The organism is Paenisporosarcina sp. (assembly GCF_057785155.1).
This window is the reverse complement of record NZ_JBYNRN010000021.1, coordinates 140,186-161,345: the sequence shown is the minus strand read 5'-3', so window position 1 is coordinate 161,345 and position 21,160 is coordinate 140,186. Positions and strand designations below refer to the sequence as shown.

The window sequence follows — 21,160 nt, the reverse complement described above, 5'->3', positions numbered from 1 at the left end:
CCAGGGTCTAAAGCTCTTGCTATTTCCTCTGGAGTCGCCGCTTCCATTCCAATCAACAGAAATAGGGATAAATATGATTGAATAATGTGCATTTATGTCATATAAGATTTTATCCTTCTAACAATTTCAACTTAGCAATTCTATTAGCTTCTGAAGTTGGAAAGAGTAGTTGGCAATTTCTGAAGACTTCTACGGAAAATCAAAACAAATAGATCTCACAGATTTTGCTTTTAAAAAAGCTGAGTCAAAGAGGCTAGCGTTAAGTCCTCTTAAAGCTAAAGAAATACGTTCTCTTCTGAGGTGCGAAAACTTAATATACAATGACAAAGGACTACCAATTTGCAATTACATTGGTAGTCCTTTGTTTATTGCTATATCAACATTTTTAATTACAACAATTTAGAGGATGTGTAATTCGTTCTCATTTATAAAAAATTCAAATTTAAAAAGGAGTGTGTTGTAATAATTTTGTAACAATTGTAACGAAAAACAATTAGATTAATATTCACTACCTTTATCAATTGAACGCAAGACCACTTGGAAGCATTTGAAAGAGGAAAATAGGTGTATGGTTAATTAAGGTGAATAAAGGAGTTGTAACAGCTACAAAAGTCATTTAACACTATAAAAGCTGGTTATAAGCTTCCAAAAAATTAAGCAATTTCATGCAAATGTAACCTACTTGAAACTATGTGAACTAGGATTATTAGTATGATTAAAAAGTAATAATACTAGGAAAGAAGTGGTGTATTTGAAAGAGACAATTCGTAGCAATGAAGATTTATTACAAATGTTGGATTCGCTGTTAAGAGAGCCTGCTGGTTTCTGGAACGAGTTTTATTCCAATCGGGAAAAAGGAATTCCATTCTTTGTAAACAAACCGGATGAAAACTTAGTGGGTTATTTTAATGAAGGTATCATAAAGCCCGGCAATGTATTGGAGTTGGGAAGTGGGCCAGGAAGGAATGCCATCTACCTTGCTGAAAAGAGTTGCCGTGTAGATGCGGTTGATCTGTCAGAGGAATCGATTGAGTGGGCAAAAGAGAGAGCAAAAGAACGAGGGGTAGAAGTGAATTTCATACACAATAACATCTTCGATATTCAGATAAAAGAAGGAACATATGACATTGTCTACGATTCTGGCTGCTTTCACCATATAGCTCCTCATCGGAGAAACAACTACATTGAACTTGTATTGAAAGCGTTAAGACCAGGCGGTCACTTTGCCATCACATGTTTTGTAGAAGGGGGAGAATTTGGCGGATCGGACATTACGGATTGGGAAGTGTACAGACAAAGAAGTCTCAATGGCGGTTTGGGGTTTACAGAAGAAAAGCTGCGCATCATTTTTGATTGCTTAGAGGAAATTGAAATTAGAAGAATGAAAGAAGCTAGAGAAACGGATGGAGTTTTCGGTGTCTCTGCTTTATTCACAGCTCTGTTTAGAAAAAAATGAAATGCTAAATTAAAATTCGTGAATAACGATCAATTATCGAAAACAACAATTGACTAAATCTATATTGAAAAAACCAGCAATCTTATTACACAAGATTAGTGGGGTCCTTCATTAATATGCAACCATCATCTGAGACACTCTAATGGGTGTCTATTTTTTTATGTCTATAATGTAAACACAAGTTAATCTAGTCATAAAAAAATACCCATTCCAAATCAATGGAATGGGCTAAGGGTTAAAGCATTTTTTCCAAAGCCATTTTAGCTTCGAAAGCTGTTTTATCATCAACTGTAATTTGGTTTATAATACGTCCTTCTACAAGCTCTTCTAATGCCCATGTTAAGTGAGGTAAATCAATTCGGTTCATTGTTAAACAAGGGCACATAAATGGATTTAGTGAGACGATGTCACGGTCAGGATAGGTAGAGATCAATCGATTCACCAAGTTCATCTCTGTTCCGATTGCCCATTTAGAGCCGGGCTCAGATGCTTCAATCATATCGATAATATATTTCGTTGAACCTGCGTAATCAGATGCTTGAACAACTTCATATGTGCATTCAGGATGAACCAGGATATTACGCTCTGGTTCTTTTTCTCGTAAATTGTCAATATGCTTTGGCAAGAAGTTCATATGAACGGAACAATGCCCTTTCCACAAAATGACACGGACATCTTCAAGCGCGCATTGCAGCTCTAATTTTTGTTTGATTGGGTCCCAAATCGCCATTTCTTCGAGTTTAATACCAAGTTTGACTGCTGTATTTCTACCCAAATGCTGATCTGGTAAAAACAGCATACGTCCTTTTTGAGTAAGTGCCCATTCCACCATTTCTTCCGCATTAGAGGAAGTAACTGTTGCGCCTCCATTGCGTCCAACAAAAGCTTTAATGGCAGCTGTAGAGTTCACATACGTAAGGGGGATAATGGTATCTCCAAACACTTTTTGCAATTCAATCCAAGCACGTTCAGTTTGATCAATATTCGCCATGTCGGCCATCGAACAACCAGCTCGCATATCAGGTAAAATAACGGATTGTTCGTTTAAAGTTAAAATATCTGCCGTCTCAGCCATGAAATGAACACCACAGAAAATAATATGGTCAGCAGTTTGTTTAGCGGCAATTTGCGAAAGTTGAAGGGAATCACCTGTAGCATCTGCGAACTCAATCACTTCGTCTTTTTGATAATGATGGCCTAATATATATAAACGATCTCCAAGTAAGGCTTTTGCCTTTGTAGCCCTTACGTGTAATTCTTCAGTGGTTGCTTGTAAATAGCTTTCTGGCATGGCATCGCCAATGGCTAATTCGGATAGTAAGGATATCATGCAAATACTGCCTCCTTATGCGATACCGCCAAATTCATGCTGATATCTAAATTACTTACGCTATGTGTTAAGGCACCAATCGATATAACATCCACACCAGTTGATCCGTAACTTGCTAAGCTTTGTAAATCAATACCGCCTGAAGCTTCGGTAATAATCGTATTTGGTACAAGTTGTACCCATTTTGAAATTATCTCAGGTGTTTGATTATCCAACATAATAATAGATGGTTTGGCTTCGATTGCCTCAAGTAGTTGTTCTTCTGTTTCTACTTCCACCTCAATCGCCACGGTATGTCCGACTTTCGAGCGAACTAACGTCACTGCACGAGAAATAGAACCTGCAGCTGCGATATGGTTATCCTTTAACATCACCGCATCATACAATCCATTTCGATGATTCAATCCACCACCCATACGAACTGCATATTTTTCGAACATCCGTAAACCTGGAGTTGTTTTTCTCGTATCTACAATTCTCGTTCGTGAAGAGTTTAAAGTCGTAACACAGGAATGAGTCAACGTAGCGATTGCACTCATACGCTGAACCAAATTTAAAAGGACTCGTTCGCCGGCTAATAAAGACGCGACAGAACCTTTAATTCGAACAACCGCTTCACCAATCTCCACGCTTTCTCCATCTTGTTTCAACACTTCAACTTCAATCGTAGGATCCAATAACTCATAGCCCCATTTAAAACACTCGACACCGGCTAAAATACCAGCTTCTTTAAAGCGGATAATGGCTTCTCCTTGATCTGTATGTGTAAATAAAACCGAGGAAAGGTCTCCATCCCCGATATCTTCAAGTAAAAATAATTTTAATGCCTCTTTAACTTTCAATGCATTCATTTAAACAAACTCCTTTACTGCAGTTTCTCGCGTTCGATAGTGAACGCCTTGAATTGATTGTTCAATTACTTTTCCAGTCCATTCATCATGGGAGATCGAGAAGTCCTCACGGTAATGGCCACCACGACTTTCAGTTCGTAGAAGTGCTGAAACTGCGATTAATCGACTCGCTATAAACTGATGAGCTAGCTTAACATCTTTACAACATAATGAGGAAAGTGGTGGCACCATGATCTCATCGAACGTATCTAAAAATGAACTCAATCCATCATGTGATCGTAAAATACCTACTTGTTCCGTCATTTTTTGGCGTAACGAGTTGTCAAAAGTGTAGGGGACGAACTTAGGTAGCTCATGCTTACTCTCTGAGGTTAATAAATGTGTTTCAGGTTTTTTGATTATACATTCAGCTAATCTAGCACCGAAGACTAATCCTTCTAATAAAGAATTACTCGCTAATCGATTTGCTCCGTGAACGCCTGTAGAAGCAACTTCGCCTATGGCATAAAGATGTGGAATTGTTGTTTCTCCATATTCGTTTGTTTTAACCCCGCCCATATGAAAGTGAGCGCCAGGTCGAACAGGAATTAAATCGATTTGTGGATTGATTTGATGACGCATGCAATTCGCATAAATTGATGGAAACTTCTGTTCAAACCCTTCTATAAAACGAGCATCTAAATAAATCGGATCCTGCTTTTGCCAATGCCATTCAATTGCTCTAGCGACAATATCTCGCGGCGCTAACTCTAATTGAGGATGCACGGCATTCATAATACGGACGCCATCTTTATTAACCAAATGAGCGCCTTCACCTCGAACGGCTTCTGAAATAAGTCCACAAGATTGACCATTCAGTGTTAAAATTGTTGGATGAAATTGAACGAATTCTAAATCCTCAAGAACTGCTCCGGCTTGATAAGCAAGTGAAAGTCCATCTCCAGTTGCAACGGAAGAATTTGAATGATGACTGTATAATTGCCCGATCCCACCTGTGGCAAGGACTATATGTTTTGCAAAAATGGTTTCCTTCTGTCCTGATGGATGAAACACCACAACACCAATGCATTTTCCGTCAGCAATGACTAATTCAACTGCAAGTCGATATGGTAGTAAGGTAATTTTATGAGATACTTGCTCAAATAAAAATTGGTGCAATATTTTACCGGTTTGATCTCCACCTGCATGTACGATACGTCTTGAAGAATGTGCTCCTTCATGACCGAGACTTGGATAACCATTGTTGTCTTTATCAATAGGTAAACCATCTCTAATTAGTTCCTCTACCAAATCTTTGCCTTCATTGACAAGGAGTTGAACACGGTGAGGGTTTGCATGATTAGCCGTAGCTAACATCGTATCTGTCGCATGAGAGGAAGGAGTATCAAGTGGGGAAAGGGAAGCGGCAATTCCGCCTTGTGCGAGATTGGTATTGCTAATAGTAGGTTCATCCTTCGTTAAACATGCAATGCGATAGGTAGGGGGAAGTTTATAGGCTAAAGTAAGTCCTGCTACTCCACCACCAATGATTAAAACATCATACATTCATTACACCAACTTTACGAAAAGTTTACACCTGTCTTGACACTATTAATGACATAAAGATACAGTGAATACAAGTATAAATTTGCAGTTCGTCTCGGAAAGGTGCTTAAAAAATGATTTATTTGGATTATGCTGCCACTTCACCTATGAGAAGAGAAGCAGTAGAAGCTTATGTAGAAGCTGCCTCACAGGCATTTGGAAATACACAAAGTCTCCATGATCACGGAACAAAAGCAGCTGAATATATTCATTCCTGTAAAGTAGCCTTTGGCGAGTTATTGAATGTAAGGTCTAGTGGATTTTATTTCACAGGGAATGCCTCAGAAGGAAATCAGCTTGCAATCCGCTCCATATTGCGAGGAAGACCTAAATCATGCAACGTCATCATTACTACATACCTTGAGCATGCATCCGTGTTGATAACCATGCATGAACTTGAAAAAGAAGGCTATATCGTTCGGTATGCTCCGGTTAATAAAGACGGGATCGTTGATATCGGGTGGTTAAAAAAAGAAGTGAATGAACAAACAGCCATAGTAGTCCTACAACTGGTCAATTCAGAAATGGGTGCCATACAGCCGGTAAAAGAATGCGTGGAAGCTGTGGCTGCATATCAAGTTCCTGTGCATTGCGATATGGTGCAAGCTTTTGGTAAGCTTCCTATAGATATAAATGCCATAGGGGTTACCTCAGCTGTCATTTCACCTCATAAGTTCGGGGGACCTAAAGGAGTAGGAGTGGTGTATATGAATCCATCCATTCACTGGGAATCAGTGATGGAAGGAACGACACATCAAAATGGATTTAGAGCGGGCACAGTAGATGTACCTGCAATAGTGGCCAGCACAATCGCAGCGAAATTAGCAGCAGCTGAGCAGCAAATTGCTTATGATCGAGCTGTGAAATTGCAACGATTTCTATTTAAGAACATACATAGTGACATTCAAATTGTCGGAAATGTAAAAGAGAAGTCTCCTTTTATTCAAGGCCTCATTTTGCCTCACATTGAAGGACAGTGGATGATGCTAGAATGCAATCGCCACCAAATAGCTATCTCCACAGGCGCTGCCTGCAAAATAGGTCACGGAGAAGCCATCTCGGCAATAAAAGCACTTGGATTTGAAATTGATGCAGCACGGAGGTTTGTGAGGATTTCTTTTAATGGAAAAACGTCGGTAGAGGATGTTGAGGAGTTTTTGAAGATTGTTAATAGGAGTTTATAGGAAAACCCCTACTTCTCCTGTGAGAAGTGGGGTTTTTCTATAATAATTATTTATAGTCAGATGAGTTAATTGTAAGCGGTGTCGGAATAATATCCTCACGTCTGCTAAGTTCCTCACTAGAATGTGATAAATTCGTTAATATAATTATTGCAGCAATAATTAAAAATGTAATTTTTCTCTTCATTATAAATCCTCCCAGGTATTTATTGATTTTATTTTATATAGGTATTCGTTTGCTTTTTGAAAATAAAGAGATGAGTTTTTGTATTTACGCAACTGTGAATAGTGTTCAGCTAATAGTATTGAATATTTTTGTGCGTGACGATAATCTTCAACTTTTTCAAAATAAGAAATTGTTTCTACTAGAATTTGATCCATGTCTTTATTCTTTAACGATAAGTTAAGGTACAAGTTAAAATGATATTTAAAAGCTTTAAGATTGTTTATTTCATTACAATTAATTTGTGCTAAACCTTTCTCACACCAATCAACTACCAATTGAGTTTTTTGCATTTTAAAATACTCCTGAATAATTGAAAATATAGTTGTAAGTCTATTTTCAACTTGTAATGGACTCATAAGACTTTTAAAATAATACTCTATTGCTAAATCTGAATTTCCTTTAACAGACATCAAAGAGCCTAAATTATTATTAATTATTCCATCAAAATCAGTAATATGGAATTCTGTTGATATCTTTTTAGCCAATTTAAAATTCTCTTCAGCATACTTATAATTATTATTTCTTTTGTGAGCAACACCAATAATTATATAACTATTAATAGCCCTATTAAAAAAGAATATATCTTTGTATATTTTTAACGACTTATTTGCATATTCAATTGTATTTAATAATTGATTATTCGCTAGGTAAGTTGTACTTAGAACATTATAAAAATCAGCGACTTCCCAATCTTCGATATGAAAATTAGGAACTATACTTAATGCTTCTTCTAATAATAATAGGGATTTTTTGTAGTTTTTATTTAAATGATAATACAATCCACTATTGAGCAGAAATATAAATTTTTCTCGATCATCAAAACTATGTTTTATTTGTTCAAAACCATTTACTAAGTTACCATGATTTTCATCAGAAGGATCTAATATTAGCTTGATTCTCTGTACATATAATATATATAAATAATAATTCTTTGAATCTTTAAAAAACAAAGGCATTTCATCAGATAACTCATTATCAAATTTCGCTTTTATTGAATCAATATTTCTTTCAGTTAACGCTTCTTTGTAAATTCCAACGATTCGTTCAAAAAGTTTGTCTTCGCTTGAATTCGCCATCTCATCAACTTTTACACCTAATTTTGATAAAAGTAAGTGGATCACATCATCACTAGGAACCGTCTGGATGTTCTCAATTTTACTTAAATAAGAAGTCGAACAAATGCCTTTTGCTAAAGTGACTTGTTTCATATTCTGTTGTATTCGTGACATTTTAATTAGCAAACCGATATTATTCATATATCCACCTTTAAGACTACACTGTTATTTGAGTAATATCTACTATGAAAAGTTGGGAAACTTTCCTCCGAAATTGCTATAAAAATGACCTTTTCGGAAAAAAGTTTCCCAACAAGGAACTCTTTATTCTTATATCATATCGAATTATGATTAGGTTGTAACTAATTAAACAATAAATTGTTAGAAAATACAATTACCATCTCATAAAGGAGCTGTTATGTATGAGTCCAAGTATTTTATATACACTCGATCGTTTCGAAGAAGGATTAGCAGTACTTTTGCAATATCCATGTGCATCAAATGTGCTAGTCGTACCTATTGAAGACTTAAATAACAAAATGAGTTTAGGAACTCTCGTATCAGTTGAGATAGAAATTGAAGGATTTGTAGTCAAGAAAGTAACTCAACATAAACTAGAGAAAAAGATGCGTGAAATGAATTTAGTTTCCAAATCAAAAATTAACGATTACAAGATTGATTTTAAAAAAGGATGTTTAATTTATACTGTAGCAAGTTAAGATTGCGTGCCTAGACACTACCGCCAGTGTCTTTGACATAACAAGAAGCCAGTAATGATTTCCTAAGACCTCGGGAAATCATTACTGGCTTTTTATTTATAAATCTTCTATATGCTCAAGGCTGTTTAATCTCAAATTATGTTGTATAGCAAGTTCAAAAAAGCTTGCAGATTTTTTATATTTTTTTTGTTTAAGATATATATCTCCAAGTAATAAAGCATATTTAGAGCAATGTCTCTCATCTGAAGACTTTAAAAAGAATTCATAAGCCTCTTTGATTTTATTTTCTAAAATAGGTGAATTTGTTTCTTTATAAAAGTATATATTAAAATGATGTTTAAATCTTTGATGATTCATTGGGTTTCTACTCGCTTCAATAATTGAAAGACCTACCATTGCCCAGTGTTTAGATTCTTCATATTTCTTTAATCTTGAATATTCCTTAATTAAAGAATAAACAGGATATAGTTTTTCATCATCGATTTCATTTTCAGATTTACATTCATAACTTTGAATATAATATTTTATTGCTGCATGTACATCGCCTCTTTTAGTTGCAACAGCACCTAGATTCTGTTTTATGCTCGGTAAGTATTTTGTGATATTAAATTGAATCGCCAATTTATCTGCTAAAAGTAAATTTTCAAATGCATTTTTTAATAAATAGGAATTTTCTTGTGTGAGAGATAATAACAAATAACATTCAATTGTACGTGTGGTATAAAATTCATTCTCAAAATATTTTAATGCATGCTCGATATATTCACTAGATTTCAACCATTGTTGTTGAGTTAAATAACTATGCCCAAGTAAATAATGAAAGTCTGCTTGCTCCCATGTTTTAATCGTAATTAAATTTTTGTATTGGATTGCAGATTGAAACGAATAGAATGAAAGTGAGTATTCTTGCATTAATGAATAAAAGCTTCCTAATATTGAATAATATAGAAAAGACTGATAGTCATTAAAGTTATTATTTTTTAATTCTGTAAGTGCTTTTATCAGTGATGGAGTATCATTTTTTATATCTTGAGCAACTAAAGTTAACCTTATTATTTTAAGTATGTTAGTGTAATAATCTTCTTCAGATATTATATAATATCCTTTATTAAATATACTTAATTGCTTTTTTATATATGACCGGTCTTTATTTATTACACCTTCAAAGTATAAAACTTCTAAATCTTTTCTGAATGTCTGTTTCCCCTCAGTGATTAAATTTATTTGCAGTTTTGTACATAATGATATTTTTATTTTATCACTAGGTAAAATAGAGTTGCTTTCAATTTTGCTTAAATAAGAGGGCGTACAAATTCCATCTGCCAAATTACCTTGTGTTTTGTTTTGTCTAATACGTTCAAATTTTATGATATGTCCGTAATTGTTCATATTTAGACATCCTTTTTAATTCATGTAGTCGTGTTTATTTATTATATATCTTCAATAAACCGACGATTTTCTTTTCTAGCCAAATATTCATTTGCAAGAGCAAAGTAATGAGTTGCTTTTTTATATTTCCTATAATCTAAATAAAAGTTAGCTATAAGGATAGAGTATTTATGCGCATGGCGGAAATCGTTTGTTTCATAGAAATACTGAAGGGCTTCTTTGATTATTTTTTCGAAATCTTGGTGATTAGAGTGGATGCTCAAATGAATTTGAAAATGAAAATAAAACTCTCTAGTTAGTTCATTTGAATTAGCTCTGTATAATGCTAATCCTTCGTTACATAATTTAATTACTTCATTGTAATTATTGATTATTGAGTATTGTAAAACCAAACTATAAAGAGTTTTTAATATAACCCAATAATCAGAAGTTAGATTTAAAACTTTTTGATTATAATTAATCGCATACTTCACGTTTTCTTTGATGCTATAATATGCTGACATATTGAGATAAATTAATGATAGGTTTTTGTCCATATTTTCATCAATTGCCAATTTTTCTGCAAGTTTTAATTGCTCAAAATATTTTTCATAGTTGGAAGCTCTTTTATATGAGACAGCTGAAGTAATATACGATTCTACAGCTCTATATAACAATAATTCCTTATTAAAAAATAATTGAGCTTTTGATATCAAGTCTAATGAAATGACTAATTTATTGTGGTGCAAATTCATTACGCCAAAGAAATAGTTGAAATCTGCAGTCTCGAACTCAGCAACTTTAATCTTGACATGATATAAGTTTGCTTTTTCTAGAGAGTGTAAAGAATTACTAAATTCATTTTTAAAGTAATGCATATATCCTAAACAAGAATGATAGAGAAAAGATTGATATGCATTAAAATCATCTGCAAATTTAGAAATTGTTAAAATTTCAGGAATGTTATTCCCTTGAATTTCATGACCTACCATAAATTTCATTCGAATTAAAATCAGAATATAAGTATAAAAATTGCTAGGTTCTGAAAAGAGATAATGAGTTCTACTTATATCCTGGAGATACTCTGAAATTTTTTCTTTATTTTTAAACGTTATAGCTACTTTATAAAGGGAGCGGATGTGTTCTAGATAATCTTCTTCTAGTAATATCGATTTTGAGGGTTCAATATTTAATCTCTTAAATAGTTCATTTAAAACATCCTCACTTGGAACAATCGAATTAATTTCAATCTTACTTAAATAAGACGGGGTACAGATCCCATCAGAAAGTTGGACTTGTTTGATATTTTGTCTTATTCGTTCGAATTTAATAATATGTCCGAAAGTGCCCATAGTATAACCCCTATAGTAGAACTGAATTTATATCTCCTCAGTAAATCTACGATTTTCCTTTTTAGCTAAATAGATAGTTGCTAATTGATAATAATTGGTAGCTTTTTTATATTTCCCTGCAGCATTAAAATAATTAGCAATTAGCATGGCATATTTATTTGCATGTCGGAAATCATTGCTCTTTACGAAATAGTCAATCGTTTCCATTAATGTTTTTTCGAAATTTTCGTAACCCGTATGTATAGATAAATAGACTTGAAAATGAAATACAAATTCTTTTGAGGTTTCATTAGGGTCAGAATGATAAATTCCCAGCCCTTTTTCACACCAAAATAAAACTTCATTAAAATCGAAGAGCATTGAATTGTACAAGACTATACAATAAATAGTTTTCAATTGAACAAATATATCAGCAGTAAACTCCAAACTTTTATGGTAAAAAACCAAGGATTTTTTGAAATTGCCTTCTAATGCATAATACGTAGCATAATTAAAATAAATAAGTGCTAGGTTCTCTAACATGTTCTCATCAATAGCAATTTTTTCTGCAAGCTTTAAATATTTGATATATTTGTCGTAATTTTGAGCCCTTTTATATGCAACGGCTGAGGCTATATAAGTTTCTACAGATCGGAATAATAGAAGTTCTTTATTAAAATAGGATTGTGATTTTGTAAGAAAATCTAATGCGACTATTATATTATCTAATTGTAAATTGACTAATCCCAAAAAATAATATAAATCAGCAGATTCACATTCTCTTAAATTACACTGTGCATGAAATTGTAATGCTTGATTCAATGAATTTAAAGAACTACGAAAATCATTATTATAAAAATGTAAATAGCCATTACAAGTGAAGTAAAGCACCGAATGAAAGGGGTTAAATTCATTAGAAAATTTGGAAATAGATTTTTGAAATGAAATTGTATCATTTTGCTGGTTGTGAACCATAATTTTTAGTCTGTTCAGCATTAATATATATGAATAGAAATTGTTAGGATTTGCAAAAAGGTATTTTTCTTCAAGTATTTCAACAAGGTATTTAGATACTCGTGCTTTGTCTTTAAATTTTATAGCTTCATTATAAATCGACCGAACGTGTTCAAGGAATTCTTCTTCCGTAAATCTTGAATTTGTTTGAAAAATATCTAGACGATTAAATAACTCCAGCAATATTTCCTCACTCGGCACAATCGAATTACTTTCAATTTTACTTAAATAAGACGGGGTACAGATCCCATCAGAAAGTTGGACTTGTTTTATGTTTTGTCTTATGCGTTCGAACTTTATGATATGCCCATACTTGTTCATTTAAATAAACTCCTTTGATGGCGACCTTTTAATTACAAATCTTCAGTGAATTTCCGATTTTCTTTTAATGCTAAAAAGTCATTTGCTTTTTTATATAGTAATGCTGCTTTTTTGTATTTTTTGTTTTCCAAATAATATTCGGCAAGTTTTAAGCTATATTTATGAGAATACCTAAATTCTTTATGATGTTCGAAAATATTAATGCATTTTTGCAGTGTTCTTTCAAAATTGTCACCATCACCATAAATTGCTTGATAACATAGGAAATGTGGCTCTCTAATTTTTAATGTTGGATCGGAAGAGTTTTTACACAACGTAATACCTTTTTGACACCATTCAATGACAGAAGTGTAATCTCGTTGCTTTGCATATTCAATAATAAGTGCCACCATACTTGTTGCAGTATTCAAGTCTTTAATACTCAGAGCGATACATGATAGATAATTAGTAATTGCAGATTCATTGTTTCCTTTAAGTGTATCAATAGCTCCAATATTGTAATGCAAATGTGAAAGATGTTCCGTATGATTCATTATTAATGTCATATTTTGAGCTACCCTAAGAACGGATAATGCTTCATCATATTTTTGTGAATATTTATATGCGATAGATAATACAATATACGCTTCAATGGAGCGTGTATAAAATAAATGCTTTTCAAAGAAAATAATAGAATGCTTTGTATACTCGATTGCAGATACAAACCGATTTAGACTTAAATATACAAGCCCCAAAGCATAATCCATATCTGCGATTTCCCAATCTGCACATTTAATATTGGGGATTATTTTTAAAGCTTTATGAAAATTTTCTAAAGATGACTCTAAATCGTCTTCAATATACTTAAAAAATCCTAGATTAATATTAAAAGTAAATTCTTGATGATAGTCGAAATGACCCTTTAATTCGGAAAGAGCTCTCACTATATTTTTAGTTGGAAATTGGATACCGTGTGATATTAAATTTAATCTTAAAAGCATTAATTGATAATTATAAAAAAGTGTCATATCTGAAAAATTTACAGATTTTTTATTTAACTCTTGTAATAATATAGATGTTTTTTCTCGATTTTTTAAAAGAATTGCTTCTGTGTACTTTTTTTTCACATAGGAAATAAACTCAGATTCAGGCATATCAAAAGGGGAGAGATTTAATTTCAGTTTATTTACTATCATTGATAATATTTCCTCACTCGGCACAATCGAATTACTTTCAATCTTACTTAAATAAGACGGGGTACAGATCCCATCAGCTAGCTTCACTTGTTTGATATTTTGTCTTATTCGTTCGAATTTAATGATGTGGCCGAATGTTTTCATATTATTACTCCGTTCAAAGAAGGGTGTGTACAGTGTTATTACAAGTCCTCAATAAACTGCCATTTTTCTTTAATGGCTAGATATTTATTTGCTAGTTTATAATACTTAACTGACGTTTTGTATTTCTTTTCAGAATAGAAATAATTTGATAATAAAAGATAATATCGATGTGTATGACGATAGTCTCTCAGGTGGAGGAAATAATCTATAGCATTTTTAACATCTTCTTCAAACCTAATGGATTTTTCATTTAATGAGATAAAGCAGGTCAGATGATGGTATAAATGTGTAAGATTATCAGCAGGATCATTTTTAAATAGTGCTAATCCCTTTTTACTCCAATACAAAACTTCATTAGTTTTATTTAATTTTGAATTTTCAAGGACAATACTATAAATACAGGTTAGAACTACTCGTGAGTCATGTGCAATCTGCATACTTTTTTTATAATATTCTATTGATTTTTCTACATCTTTTTTAACTACAAATATATTGGCTAAATTTATATAAATTAAAGATAAATTTTCATAACTATTGTGTTTTTTAGAAATTGTTTCAGCAAGTTTTAGATACTCATATGCCTTTTCAGGATTCATAGCATTTTTATATATTAAAGCGCGAATTATGTAACATTCAATTGATCGAAAGTATAAAAGCTCTTTATTGAAATAATATAAAGCTTTTGTATTGTATTCTAAGGCAGCAATTAATCTCTTATTTAGTAATAAGACACTACTTAAGATATAGCTTATATCTGCAATTTCTCTCTCATCTAAATCTATTGAAGAGATCAATGCTGTACCTTTTTCAAATGAAACTGTTGAAGAAACCAAGTCATTCTTTGCCAAGTGATAATATCCAACACTATTATGAAATAGGAAAAGTTGATAATTATCGAATTCCAAGACGAATTTAGAAATAGTGGTTATATAATCGGTAGAATCGTGTTTAATATTATGAACAAACAGCTTTAACCTCATTATTAAAAGTTGATATGTATAAAAATAACTAGAATTCTCGAAAAGATAGGAAGTTTTTAGAATGTCATTTAGTTTGAGTGAAATTTCAGGAGTGTTTTTTTTCGCAATTGCTTCAAAATAGACATTTTTTACATATTGGAAATACTCAACCTCTGAAATGTTTTGCTTAACATCTTTTATCGACAATCTCTTAAACAACAGCTTCAAAATTTCCTCACTCGGCACAATCGAATTACTTTCAATCTTACTTAAATAAGACGAGGTACAGATCCCATCAGAAAGTTGGACTTGCTTGATATTTTGTCTTATTCGCTCGAATTTAATGACGTGTCCGAAAGTGTTCATCCTGATACTCCTCAATGAATCTATAAATCTTCCCAAAATGTAATGTCTTGTTTTAAAAACAAATAGTCGTTCGACATGGCGTAGTATTTTGCAGCGTTTTTGTATTTCGTGTTTTCAGTGAAATACTCGGCTAAAAAGAGTGAATATTTTTGAGCATGTCTGTAATCTTTTACATCTTTAAAAAATTGGATCGCTTTAACCGTTTTACTTTCATACGTGCTGGCTTGTTCGCTTCGTAATTTGTAAACCGTGAAATGGTGACGGTAATTCTCTAGTGAAGAACTAGACTCTGATTTTAAAATGTTCAAGCCCTCGGATGCCCATTTATTTACTTCTTCTGATTGTCCTAACTTTGAATACTCTTTTATTAAGGAAAAGATAGGCTGTAGTTTTTGACTCTGTTCGGAACGGATTTCAAGACTTTCTTTGAAATGCTGAATCGCTTGTTCGAATTCGCCTTTAGTCGATAATAAAGTTCCAAGCCCTTGCTTAATAACAGGAATATGATCGTGTAAATTCATTTGTGTACTGATTTTTTGTGCCAGTATCAAATTTTCATAGGCTTCATCGGTTTTATGAGATTTATCAAGTGCGATGGATAATATCAAATAGCATTCCACTACGCGAGAATTGTAAAAGCCATTTTTGAAAAATTCCAAAGCATGTTGTATGTATTCGACTGAAATGACCCATCTTTGATGTGCTAAGTAACATTCAGCCAATAGGTAGTTAAAATCTGCTTCTTCCCATGGTTCAAGATTAATAAGGTGATGATACTCAATCGCTTTCTCAAAAGCTTCTAACGAATCCGCATGATTATTTTGTTGAGAATAAAAAATCCCAGCGTTTACGTAATATAAAAAAGACTGATAATCGGTAAAGTCAGTCACAAGGTCAGCTAATGGGGCAGTGGGATTAAACTTATTTGCTTGCGTATCTGGCAAGATTAAGGACATCCGTAAAAGAACTAATTGATGGGTGTAATAATTTTTAACTTCATGAAAGAGATACTGTTCTTCGTTTAATTCCTGCAACTTTTCTTGAATAAATGCACGATCTTTATTCATAACCGCTTCAAAATAGAACTTATTTACCTCATCCAGGTAGCTTTGATCATCTCCATTACTATTTTGAGCAATCGTAAGTTCGAGTCTATCAAGTAATAAATCCATGACTTCTTGGCTAGGTATAATGGAATCGTTTTCAATTTTACTTAAGTAGGAAGGCGTGCAAATGCCTTGTGCCAACGTGATTTGTTTCATATTTCGTTTTAATCTTTCTAACTTTATCACTTGTCCTAAATTCTGCATCCGTGGCACTCCTTATGTTGAAATCTATTACCATCATATTACTATATGAACGCCGCTAACTAAACAAAAGAATGCTTAGGAAATTTTATTTAAAAATCGTCGATTTTTCATAGTCAAATGTGAAAACATTCCCAACATTTTAGCGAATTTTGTCGCATCTTATCTAGTACTATTATAAGAGTGAACGGTATACACAACCGTGCAACTAGATTTCCGACGATAAGGGGAAGGAATATGAAAATAATCGTATTGATGATTGTCATACTAGTGATAGCACTTGTATTACTTCAACGAAATCATGGTTTGCCCAAACCGATACAAGTAGTTACAATCATCTTTTTTATAACAATCATCGTATATGGATGTTTTTCTATTTTTTCAGTCTGTTGTCGCTATTTGCCAGTTGTCATGAAGTACATCAGTCCTGATGTGATTCAGTTTTAACGTCAAATTAGTATTTACTTTTGGGATAGGGCCTGCCTATCCTCTTTTTTTTGCCCAAAATGAAAAGCGCCAATCAAGACGCTTTAAAATGATTACACATTATTAGTGTTGAATTATATAAAGCGGAAAGGACCCCCCAGGGGCAACTGGCATAGACAGTTGTGCCGAGGAGGCTGGCGTTTCGTCCGCGGAAAGCGAGAGAAATAGCCAACCACCATCTTTTCGGTATATAAATATTTTTTGCCCAAAATGAAAAGCGCCCATCAGGACGCTTTCACTAAAATTACTTATTTTTCTTCTTCAATGTGCTGAACATGAAGAGGTTCGACTGCTGGACCTTCGAGTACTTCACCTGTATAAGAAAAACGTGATCCATGACATGGACAATCCCAAGAGCGCTCGGCATCATTCCAATTTACGTCACACCCCATATGTGTGCAGGTCGGTTTCACCAAGTGAACTTTTCCTTGATGATCTTTATATGCACCGGTTTTGTGATGATCGATCATCACGATTTTACCTTCGTCGATTTGTAGTTCTTCTAACATGTTAGAAGGTCTAGTAACTTTCCCTTTGATTAACTCTTTTGCAACATTTGAATTTTCTTTTATAAAATTCTTCGCATCTTCCGGTTTTAATTTCGAACGGGTTGGATCAAATAATTCTTGATATGGATTTGGTTTGTTTAAACATAAGTCTTTTAATAAATAGGCTGCGTTTGTCCCATTTGTCATTCCCCATTTATCAAAACCAGTAGCAACGAAGATGTTGGACATTCCTGTCATTGCTTTTCCGATATAGGGGAGCTGATCTAGAGTAGCTAAATCTTGAGCTGACCAATGATAGTCAATGGATTCGACAGCAAAATGTTGTTTAGCAAAATTGGCTAACGTTTCGTAAGATTTACTTGTTTCTACTTTGTTTTGTCCCGTTTTGTGACCTTCACCACCAACTAAGATATAGGTTTCTCCCTGAGGTCCTTGAGCAGTGCGAATAGAACGAGTCGGTTTTTCTACATTGATATACATGCCATTTAACTTAGTCTCTGTCACTTTTGCACAAACGACATATGATCTGTTTGGAGCAAGTCTTGAAAAATAGAGCCCGTCTTCATCATTAAAAGGAAAGTGGCTGGTAACTAACAACTGTTTTGCTTCCATTTCATATCCGTTTTTTAATGTGACGGTTACTGTATCTCCATTTTTAACTTTCATTGCTCTCGTATTTTCATAAAATGTGACACCTAAGTTTTTAGCTTCTTCCACTAATGCAGCGACATATTTCACAGGGTGGAATTGTGCTTGGTTAGACATCGACAACGTTTCTTCAACTGAGAAAGGAAGACTTGGTATTGCGCTCGATAAGTCACCAGGAATTTCTAATGTGTCATAGGCTTGTTTTTCTTCACGCAATAACTGTTTGCCTTCTTCAAATTCAGCGTATAAGATAGCATCTCGTTGTTCTAAATCGCAATCAATCGACAGTGATTGAACTAAATTCCGAATGTTTTCTACTGCTTCTTGATTCGCTTGATAATATAGTTTTGCCTTTTCTTCCCCGAAGTTTTTGATGAGCTGATGATAAATGGGTCCGTGTTGAGCCGTTACTTTAGCCGTGGTAAAACCAGTCGTGCCACTCGCAATGCTACTACCTTCAATAACCGTGACATTAGCGCCTTCTTTTGCTAATAAATAAGCTGCAGTTACACCTACAATACCTGCTCCAACAATCAAAATGTCAGTTGATACATTAGATTCAACTGAAGAATAGACAGGTTGACTTTGTTTTTCTCTCCAATACGATTTTGGAATATGCGGCAACTCAAAAGAATTCATGTAAAAACCTCCCGCTCTTTATTTCCTCATCTTTACCCTAAACAGAAAAAATAATCACTTTGGGTTCGAAATCTTATGAAATGGCGACGGTTACCTAGGAAATCTCATCAGTAATTAAAAATACACCAAGAAGTATAGGAAGAAGACAAACGATAAATAAAACAGAACGTATAAACCAATTCGGTAATTTTTCATGAAATAAAGCAATGAAAATGATGACGATAAAAAAGAGAAGAGTTGAGATAATCCCATCAAACGAAGATGTGTCTATATGATTTAAATCTAATTTTTTCCGATCGAATTTGAATATTAAAAAGTAGATTCCAATGAATCCTACTAAAATAAGGCTCATTCCTAATACAATCCAAATCATGTTGTACCCTCCAAAAGTTCCTCATACAAACATACTTCAGACGTATCAAGAAAACGACAGGAAATTCATGCTAAAAATTAAAGGGAATTTAATACGGTTGTCGAAATAGATAGAGGACTAGATTTAAGGGGGAAATACCATGACAAAACGAAAACTCACAATTGATGATTTAACCAAATTAGTTTCAGTCACTCAACCGACATTGGCACCGAATCAAAAAGAAGCTGTGTTTATACATACAATGATTGATGACAAGGAAAATACATATCAAGCTAACTTATGGCATGTAGATCTTGATTCGAAAGAGTTAACGCAGTGGACGCATGGGAAAGAAAGAGTATCAAGCCCTTCTTTTTCAGCAGATGGATCAAAACTGGCATTCTTATCAACGAGAAATGAAAAAAATCAGCTTTATGTTCTGTCGACTAAAGGTGGCGAAGCACGAAAGATTACAACTTTTGATAAAGGTGTAAGTAGCTACTTATGGTCTCCATGTGGCAAGAAAATTTGGTTCTCAGCTTCATTAAAAGAAGGCAAAAATTTCACCGATGAACCAGAAAAAGAAGAAAAGAAAAAGCCGGAACCGGTTGTAGTTGATAAAATGAAGTACAAAATGGATGGTGTAGGCTTACTTCCTCAAGATGTTTATAAGCATATTGGCTATATCGATTTAGAGACGGAAGAAGTCACGCAATTTACGGATGGCAATCATATGTATGGGCTACAAGCGGTTTCTCATGATGGCAAGAAAATCGTCTTTAATGTCAATCGTTCTGAAAATCAGGACTTTGAGTTCCGCCAGTCGTTGTATTTAGTTGATATTGAATCAAAAGAAGAAACGGCAATCATCGAAGAAGATGGCTATTATGGTGGTGCTGCATTTTCTTTTGATGATTCAAAAATCGCTTTTGTAGGAAGTGACGCTTCATTTAAAAATGCGACACACACTGAACTGTATGTGTATGACATTGATAATGGAATTCGAGAAGTGTTAACAGAAGGCATTGACGCACCTATAGGAGATTTAGTAGTCGCGGACCATCAGCAAGGAGCGGATGCACCAAGCGTTGTTTGGACAAACAATCATCATTTATATTTCCAAGTGTCAACAATGGGCGATGTTCGATTATATGCAGCATCACTAGAAGGTGAAATGTATCCAGCTACTGGTGAGGATGAACATGTATACGGCTATGATGTCGCGGAATCTGGTGAGTTTGCTTTGGTGACGGTTTCTACACCCACTAAAGTTGGAGAACTATATGTCCATACGATTGCTACAGGTGAAAGACAAGCTTTAACTTCATTTAATAAAGATTTTGAAGAGGAAGTAGAGTTAGTTGCAGCTGAACCGCTTATGTATAAAGGTGCCAAAAATTTCGATGTTCATGGCTGGTTAATGAAGCCTGCAGGATATGTTGAAGGAGAGAAATACCCATTAATCGTTGAAATTCATGGAGGACCTCATGCGATGTTTGCTAATACTTTCTTCCACGAGTTGCATTTATTAGCAGCGCAAGGATATGGCGTGTTGTATTTAAATCCTCGAGGAAGTCATGGATATAGTCAACAATTTGTCGACTCAGTACGAGGAGATTATGGTGGAGATGATTATCAAGACATTATGGATGGCTTGGACTCAGTATTAGCTGATCATGAATGGATTGATCAATCACGCCTTGGTGTAACGGGTGGTAGTTACGGTGGATTTATGACGAACTGGATTGTCGGCCATACAAATCGTTTCAAAGCGGCTGTAACGCAGCGATCCATTTCGAACTGGATTAGTTTCTATGGTGTCTCAGATATTGGATATTATTTCAATGAATGGCAAATTGGAGCGGACATGACGGATGTGGATAAGCTTTGGAATCACTCGCCACTAAAATATGCTAGTAATGTAGAAACGCCATTACTAATTCTTCATAGCGAAAAAGATTTCCGTTGTCCAATTGAGCAAGCAGAACAGCTTTATATTACATTAAAACAAATGAAGAAAGAGACGCGTTTTGTGAGATTCCCAGACGCAGATCATAATCTTTCACGAACAGGTACACCAAGTTTACGTTATGCAAGATTGCAACAAATTGTGGATTGGTTTGAAAAGTATATTTGAGG

At 34.0% G+C, this 21,160-nt stretch carries 18 protein-coding genes; 5 read left to right on the top strand and 13 right to left on the bottom strand.

Annotated elements, in window-relative coordinates:
• Positions 1-751 precede the first annotated feature (751 nt).
• The gene (locus AC3EA5_RS08470) at positions 752-1,456 is read left to right on the top strand and encodes a class I SAM-dependent methyltransferase (RefSeq protein ID WP_488607920.1); all 705 of its coding nucleotides are present in this window, start codon (positions 752-754) and stop codon (positions 1,454-1,456) included.
• Positions 1,457-1,691: 235 nt separating this feature from the next.
• Here the strand turns inward: AC3EA5_RS08470 and nadA are convergent, their stop codons facing one another.
• The 3 genes from nadA to nadB are packed head-to-tail and all read right to left on the bottom strand — an operon-like array spanning position 1,692 to position 5,182.
• Entirely contained in the window at positions 1,692-2,783 is a 1,092-nt protein-coding gene (gene nadA / locus AC3EA5_RS08465; protein ID WP_488607975.1) for a quinolinate synthase NadA, read from the bottom strand.
• Positions 2,783-3,637, bottom strand: coding sequence for a carboxylating nicotinate-nucleotide diphosphorylase (gene nadC / locus AC3EA5_RS08460; protein WP_488607919.1), 855 nt, complete (start codon positions 3,635-3,637; stop codon positions 2,783-2,785). Before nadC ends, nadA begins: the two co-directional genes overlap by 1 nt.
• Positions 3,638-5,182: an L-aspartate oxidase gene (nadB, locus tag AC3EA5_RS08455; RefSeq protein ID WP_488607918.1), complete on the bottom strand. Its 1,545-nt coding sequence runs from the start codon at positions 5,180-5,182 to the stop codon at positions 3,638-3,640.
• A gap of 113 nt (positions 5,183-5,295) precedes the next feature.
• Here nadB and AC3EA5_RS08450 point away from each other — a divergent pair, with 113 nt between their 5' ends.
• The gene (locus tag AC3EA5_RS08450) at positions 5,296-6,405 is read left to right on the top strand and encodes an IscS subfamily cysteine desulfurase (RefSeq protein ID WP_488607917.1); all 1,110 of its coding nucleotides are present in this window, start codon (positions 5,296-5,298) and stop codon (positions 6,403-6,405) included.
• Between the two features lie 46 nt (positions 6,406-6,451).
• Here AC3EA5_RS08450 and AC3EA5_RS08445 read toward each other — a convergent pair whose 3' ends face one another.
• Both AC3EA5_RS08445 and AC3EA5_RS08440 read right to left on the bottom strand, forming a co-directional pair.
• Entirely contained in the window at positions 6,452-6,589 is a 138-nt protein-coding gene (locus tag AC3EA5_RS08445; RefSeq protein WP_488607916.1) for a hypothetical protein, read from the bottom strand.
• Positions 6,589-7,884: a helix-turn-helix domain-containing protein gene (locus tag AC3EA5_RS08440; RefSeq protein WP_488607915.1), complete on the bottom strand. Its 1,296-nt coding sequence runs from the start codon at positions 7,882-7,884 to the stop codon at positions 6,589-6,591. Before AC3EA5_RS08440 ends, AC3EA5_RS08445 begins: the two co-directional genes overlap by 1 nt.
• A 221-nt stretch (positions 7,885-8,105) precedes the next feature.
• Here AC3EA5_RS08440 and AC3EA5_RS08435 point away from each other — a divergent pair, with 221 nt between their 5' ends.
• A complete protein-coding gene (locus tag AC3EA5_RS08435; protein WP_488607914.1) occupies positions 8,106-8,402 on the top strand; it encodes a DUF3006 family protein in 297 nt (98 codons plus the stop codon).
• A 96-nt stretch (positions 8,403-8,498) separates the two neighbouring features.
• On the opposite strand, the gene AC3EA5_RS08430 is transcribed toward AC3EA5_RS08435, so the two are convergent.
• Genes AC3EA5_RS08430 through AC3EA5_RS08405 form a run of 6 tightly spaced genes read right to left on the bottom strand, consistent with a single transcriptional unit; the run spans position 8,499 to position 16,390 of the window.
• Complete coding sequence (locus AC3EA5_RS08430; RefSeq protein WP_488607913.1) at positions 8,499-9,791, bottom strand: helix-turn-helix domain-containing protein; 1,293 nt, start codon at positions 9,789-9,791, stop codon at positions 8,499-8,501.
• Between the two features lie 41 nt (positions 9,792-9,832).
• A complete protein-coding gene (locus tag AC3EA5_RS08425) occupies positions 9,833-11,122 on the bottom strand; it encodes a helix-turn-helix domain-containing protein (protein ID WP_488607912.1) in 1,290 nt (429 codons plus the stop codon).
• A gap of 27 nt (positions 11,123-11,149) precedes the next feature.
• Entirely contained in the window at positions 11,150-12,436 is a 1,287-nt protein-coding gene (locus AC3EA5_RS08420) for a helix-turn-helix domain-containing protein (protein WP_488607911.1), read from the bottom strand.
• A 32-nt stretch (positions 12,437-12,468) separates the two neighbouring features.
• Positions 12,469-13,755, bottom strand: coding sequence for a helix-turn-helix domain-containing protein (locus AC3EA5_RS08415; protein ID WP_488607910.1), 1,287 nt, complete (start codon positions 13,753-13,755; stop codon positions 12,469-12,471).
• A gap of 38 nt (positions 13,756-13,793) precedes the next feature.
• Complete coding sequence (locus tag AC3EA5_RS08410) at positions 13,794-15,080, bottom strand: helix-turn-helix domain-containing protein (RefSeq protein WP_488607909.1); 1,287 nt, start codon at positions 15,078-15,080, stop codon at positions 13,794-13,796.
• A 20-nt stretch (positions 15,081-15,100) separates the two neighbouring features.
• Positions 15,101-16,390 carry a helix-turn-helix domain-containing protein gene (locus AC3EA5_RS08405; RefSeq protein ID WP_488607908.1) on the bottom strand — a complete coding sequence of 430 codons (1,290 nt, stop codon included), beginning with the start codon at positions 16,388-16,390 and terminating at the stop codon, positions 15,101-15,103.
• Between the two features lie 234 nt (positions 16,391-16,624).
• On the opposite strand from AC3EA5_RS08405, the gene AC3EA5_RS08400 reads away from it, so the two are divergent.
• On the top strand, positions 16,625-16,834 hold the full coding sequence (locus AC3EA5_RS08400; RefSeq protein ID WP_488607907.1) for a hypothetical protein: 210 nt from the start codon (positions 16,625-16,627) through the stop codon (positions 16,832-16,834).
• A 287-nt stretch (positions 16,835-17,121) separates the two neighbouring features.
• Here the strand turns inward: AC3EA5_RS08400 and AC3EA5_RS08395 are convergent, their stop codons facing one another.
• Together AC3EA5_RS08395 and AC3EA5_RS08390 are read right to left on the bottom strand one after the other, a co-directional pair.
• On the bottom strand, positions 17,122-18,669 hold the full coding sequence (locus AC3EA5_RS08395) for an FAD-dependent oxidoreductase (protein ID WP_488607906.1): 1,548 nt from the start codon (positions 18,667-18,669) through the stop codon (positions 17,122-17,124).
• 94 nt (positions 18,670-18,763) lie between these two features.
• Positions 18,764-19,042 carry a hypothetical protein gene (locus tag AC3EA5_RS08390; protein ID WP_488607905.1) on the bottom strand — a complete coding sequence of 93 codons (279 nt, stop codon included), beginning with the start codon at positions 19,040-19,042 and terminating at the stop codon, positions 18,764-18,766.
• A gap of 139 nt (positions 19,043-19,181) precedes the next feature.
• Between AC3EA5_RS08390 and AC3EA5_RS08385 the strand changes: the two genes are divergently transcribed.
• On the top strand, positions 19,182-21,158 hold the full coding sequence (locus AC3EA5_RS08385) for a S9 family peptidase (protein WP_488607904.1): 1,977 nt from the start codon (positions 19,182-19,184) through the stop codon (positions 21,156-21,158).
• Positions 21,159-21,160 lie beyond the last annotated feature (2 nt).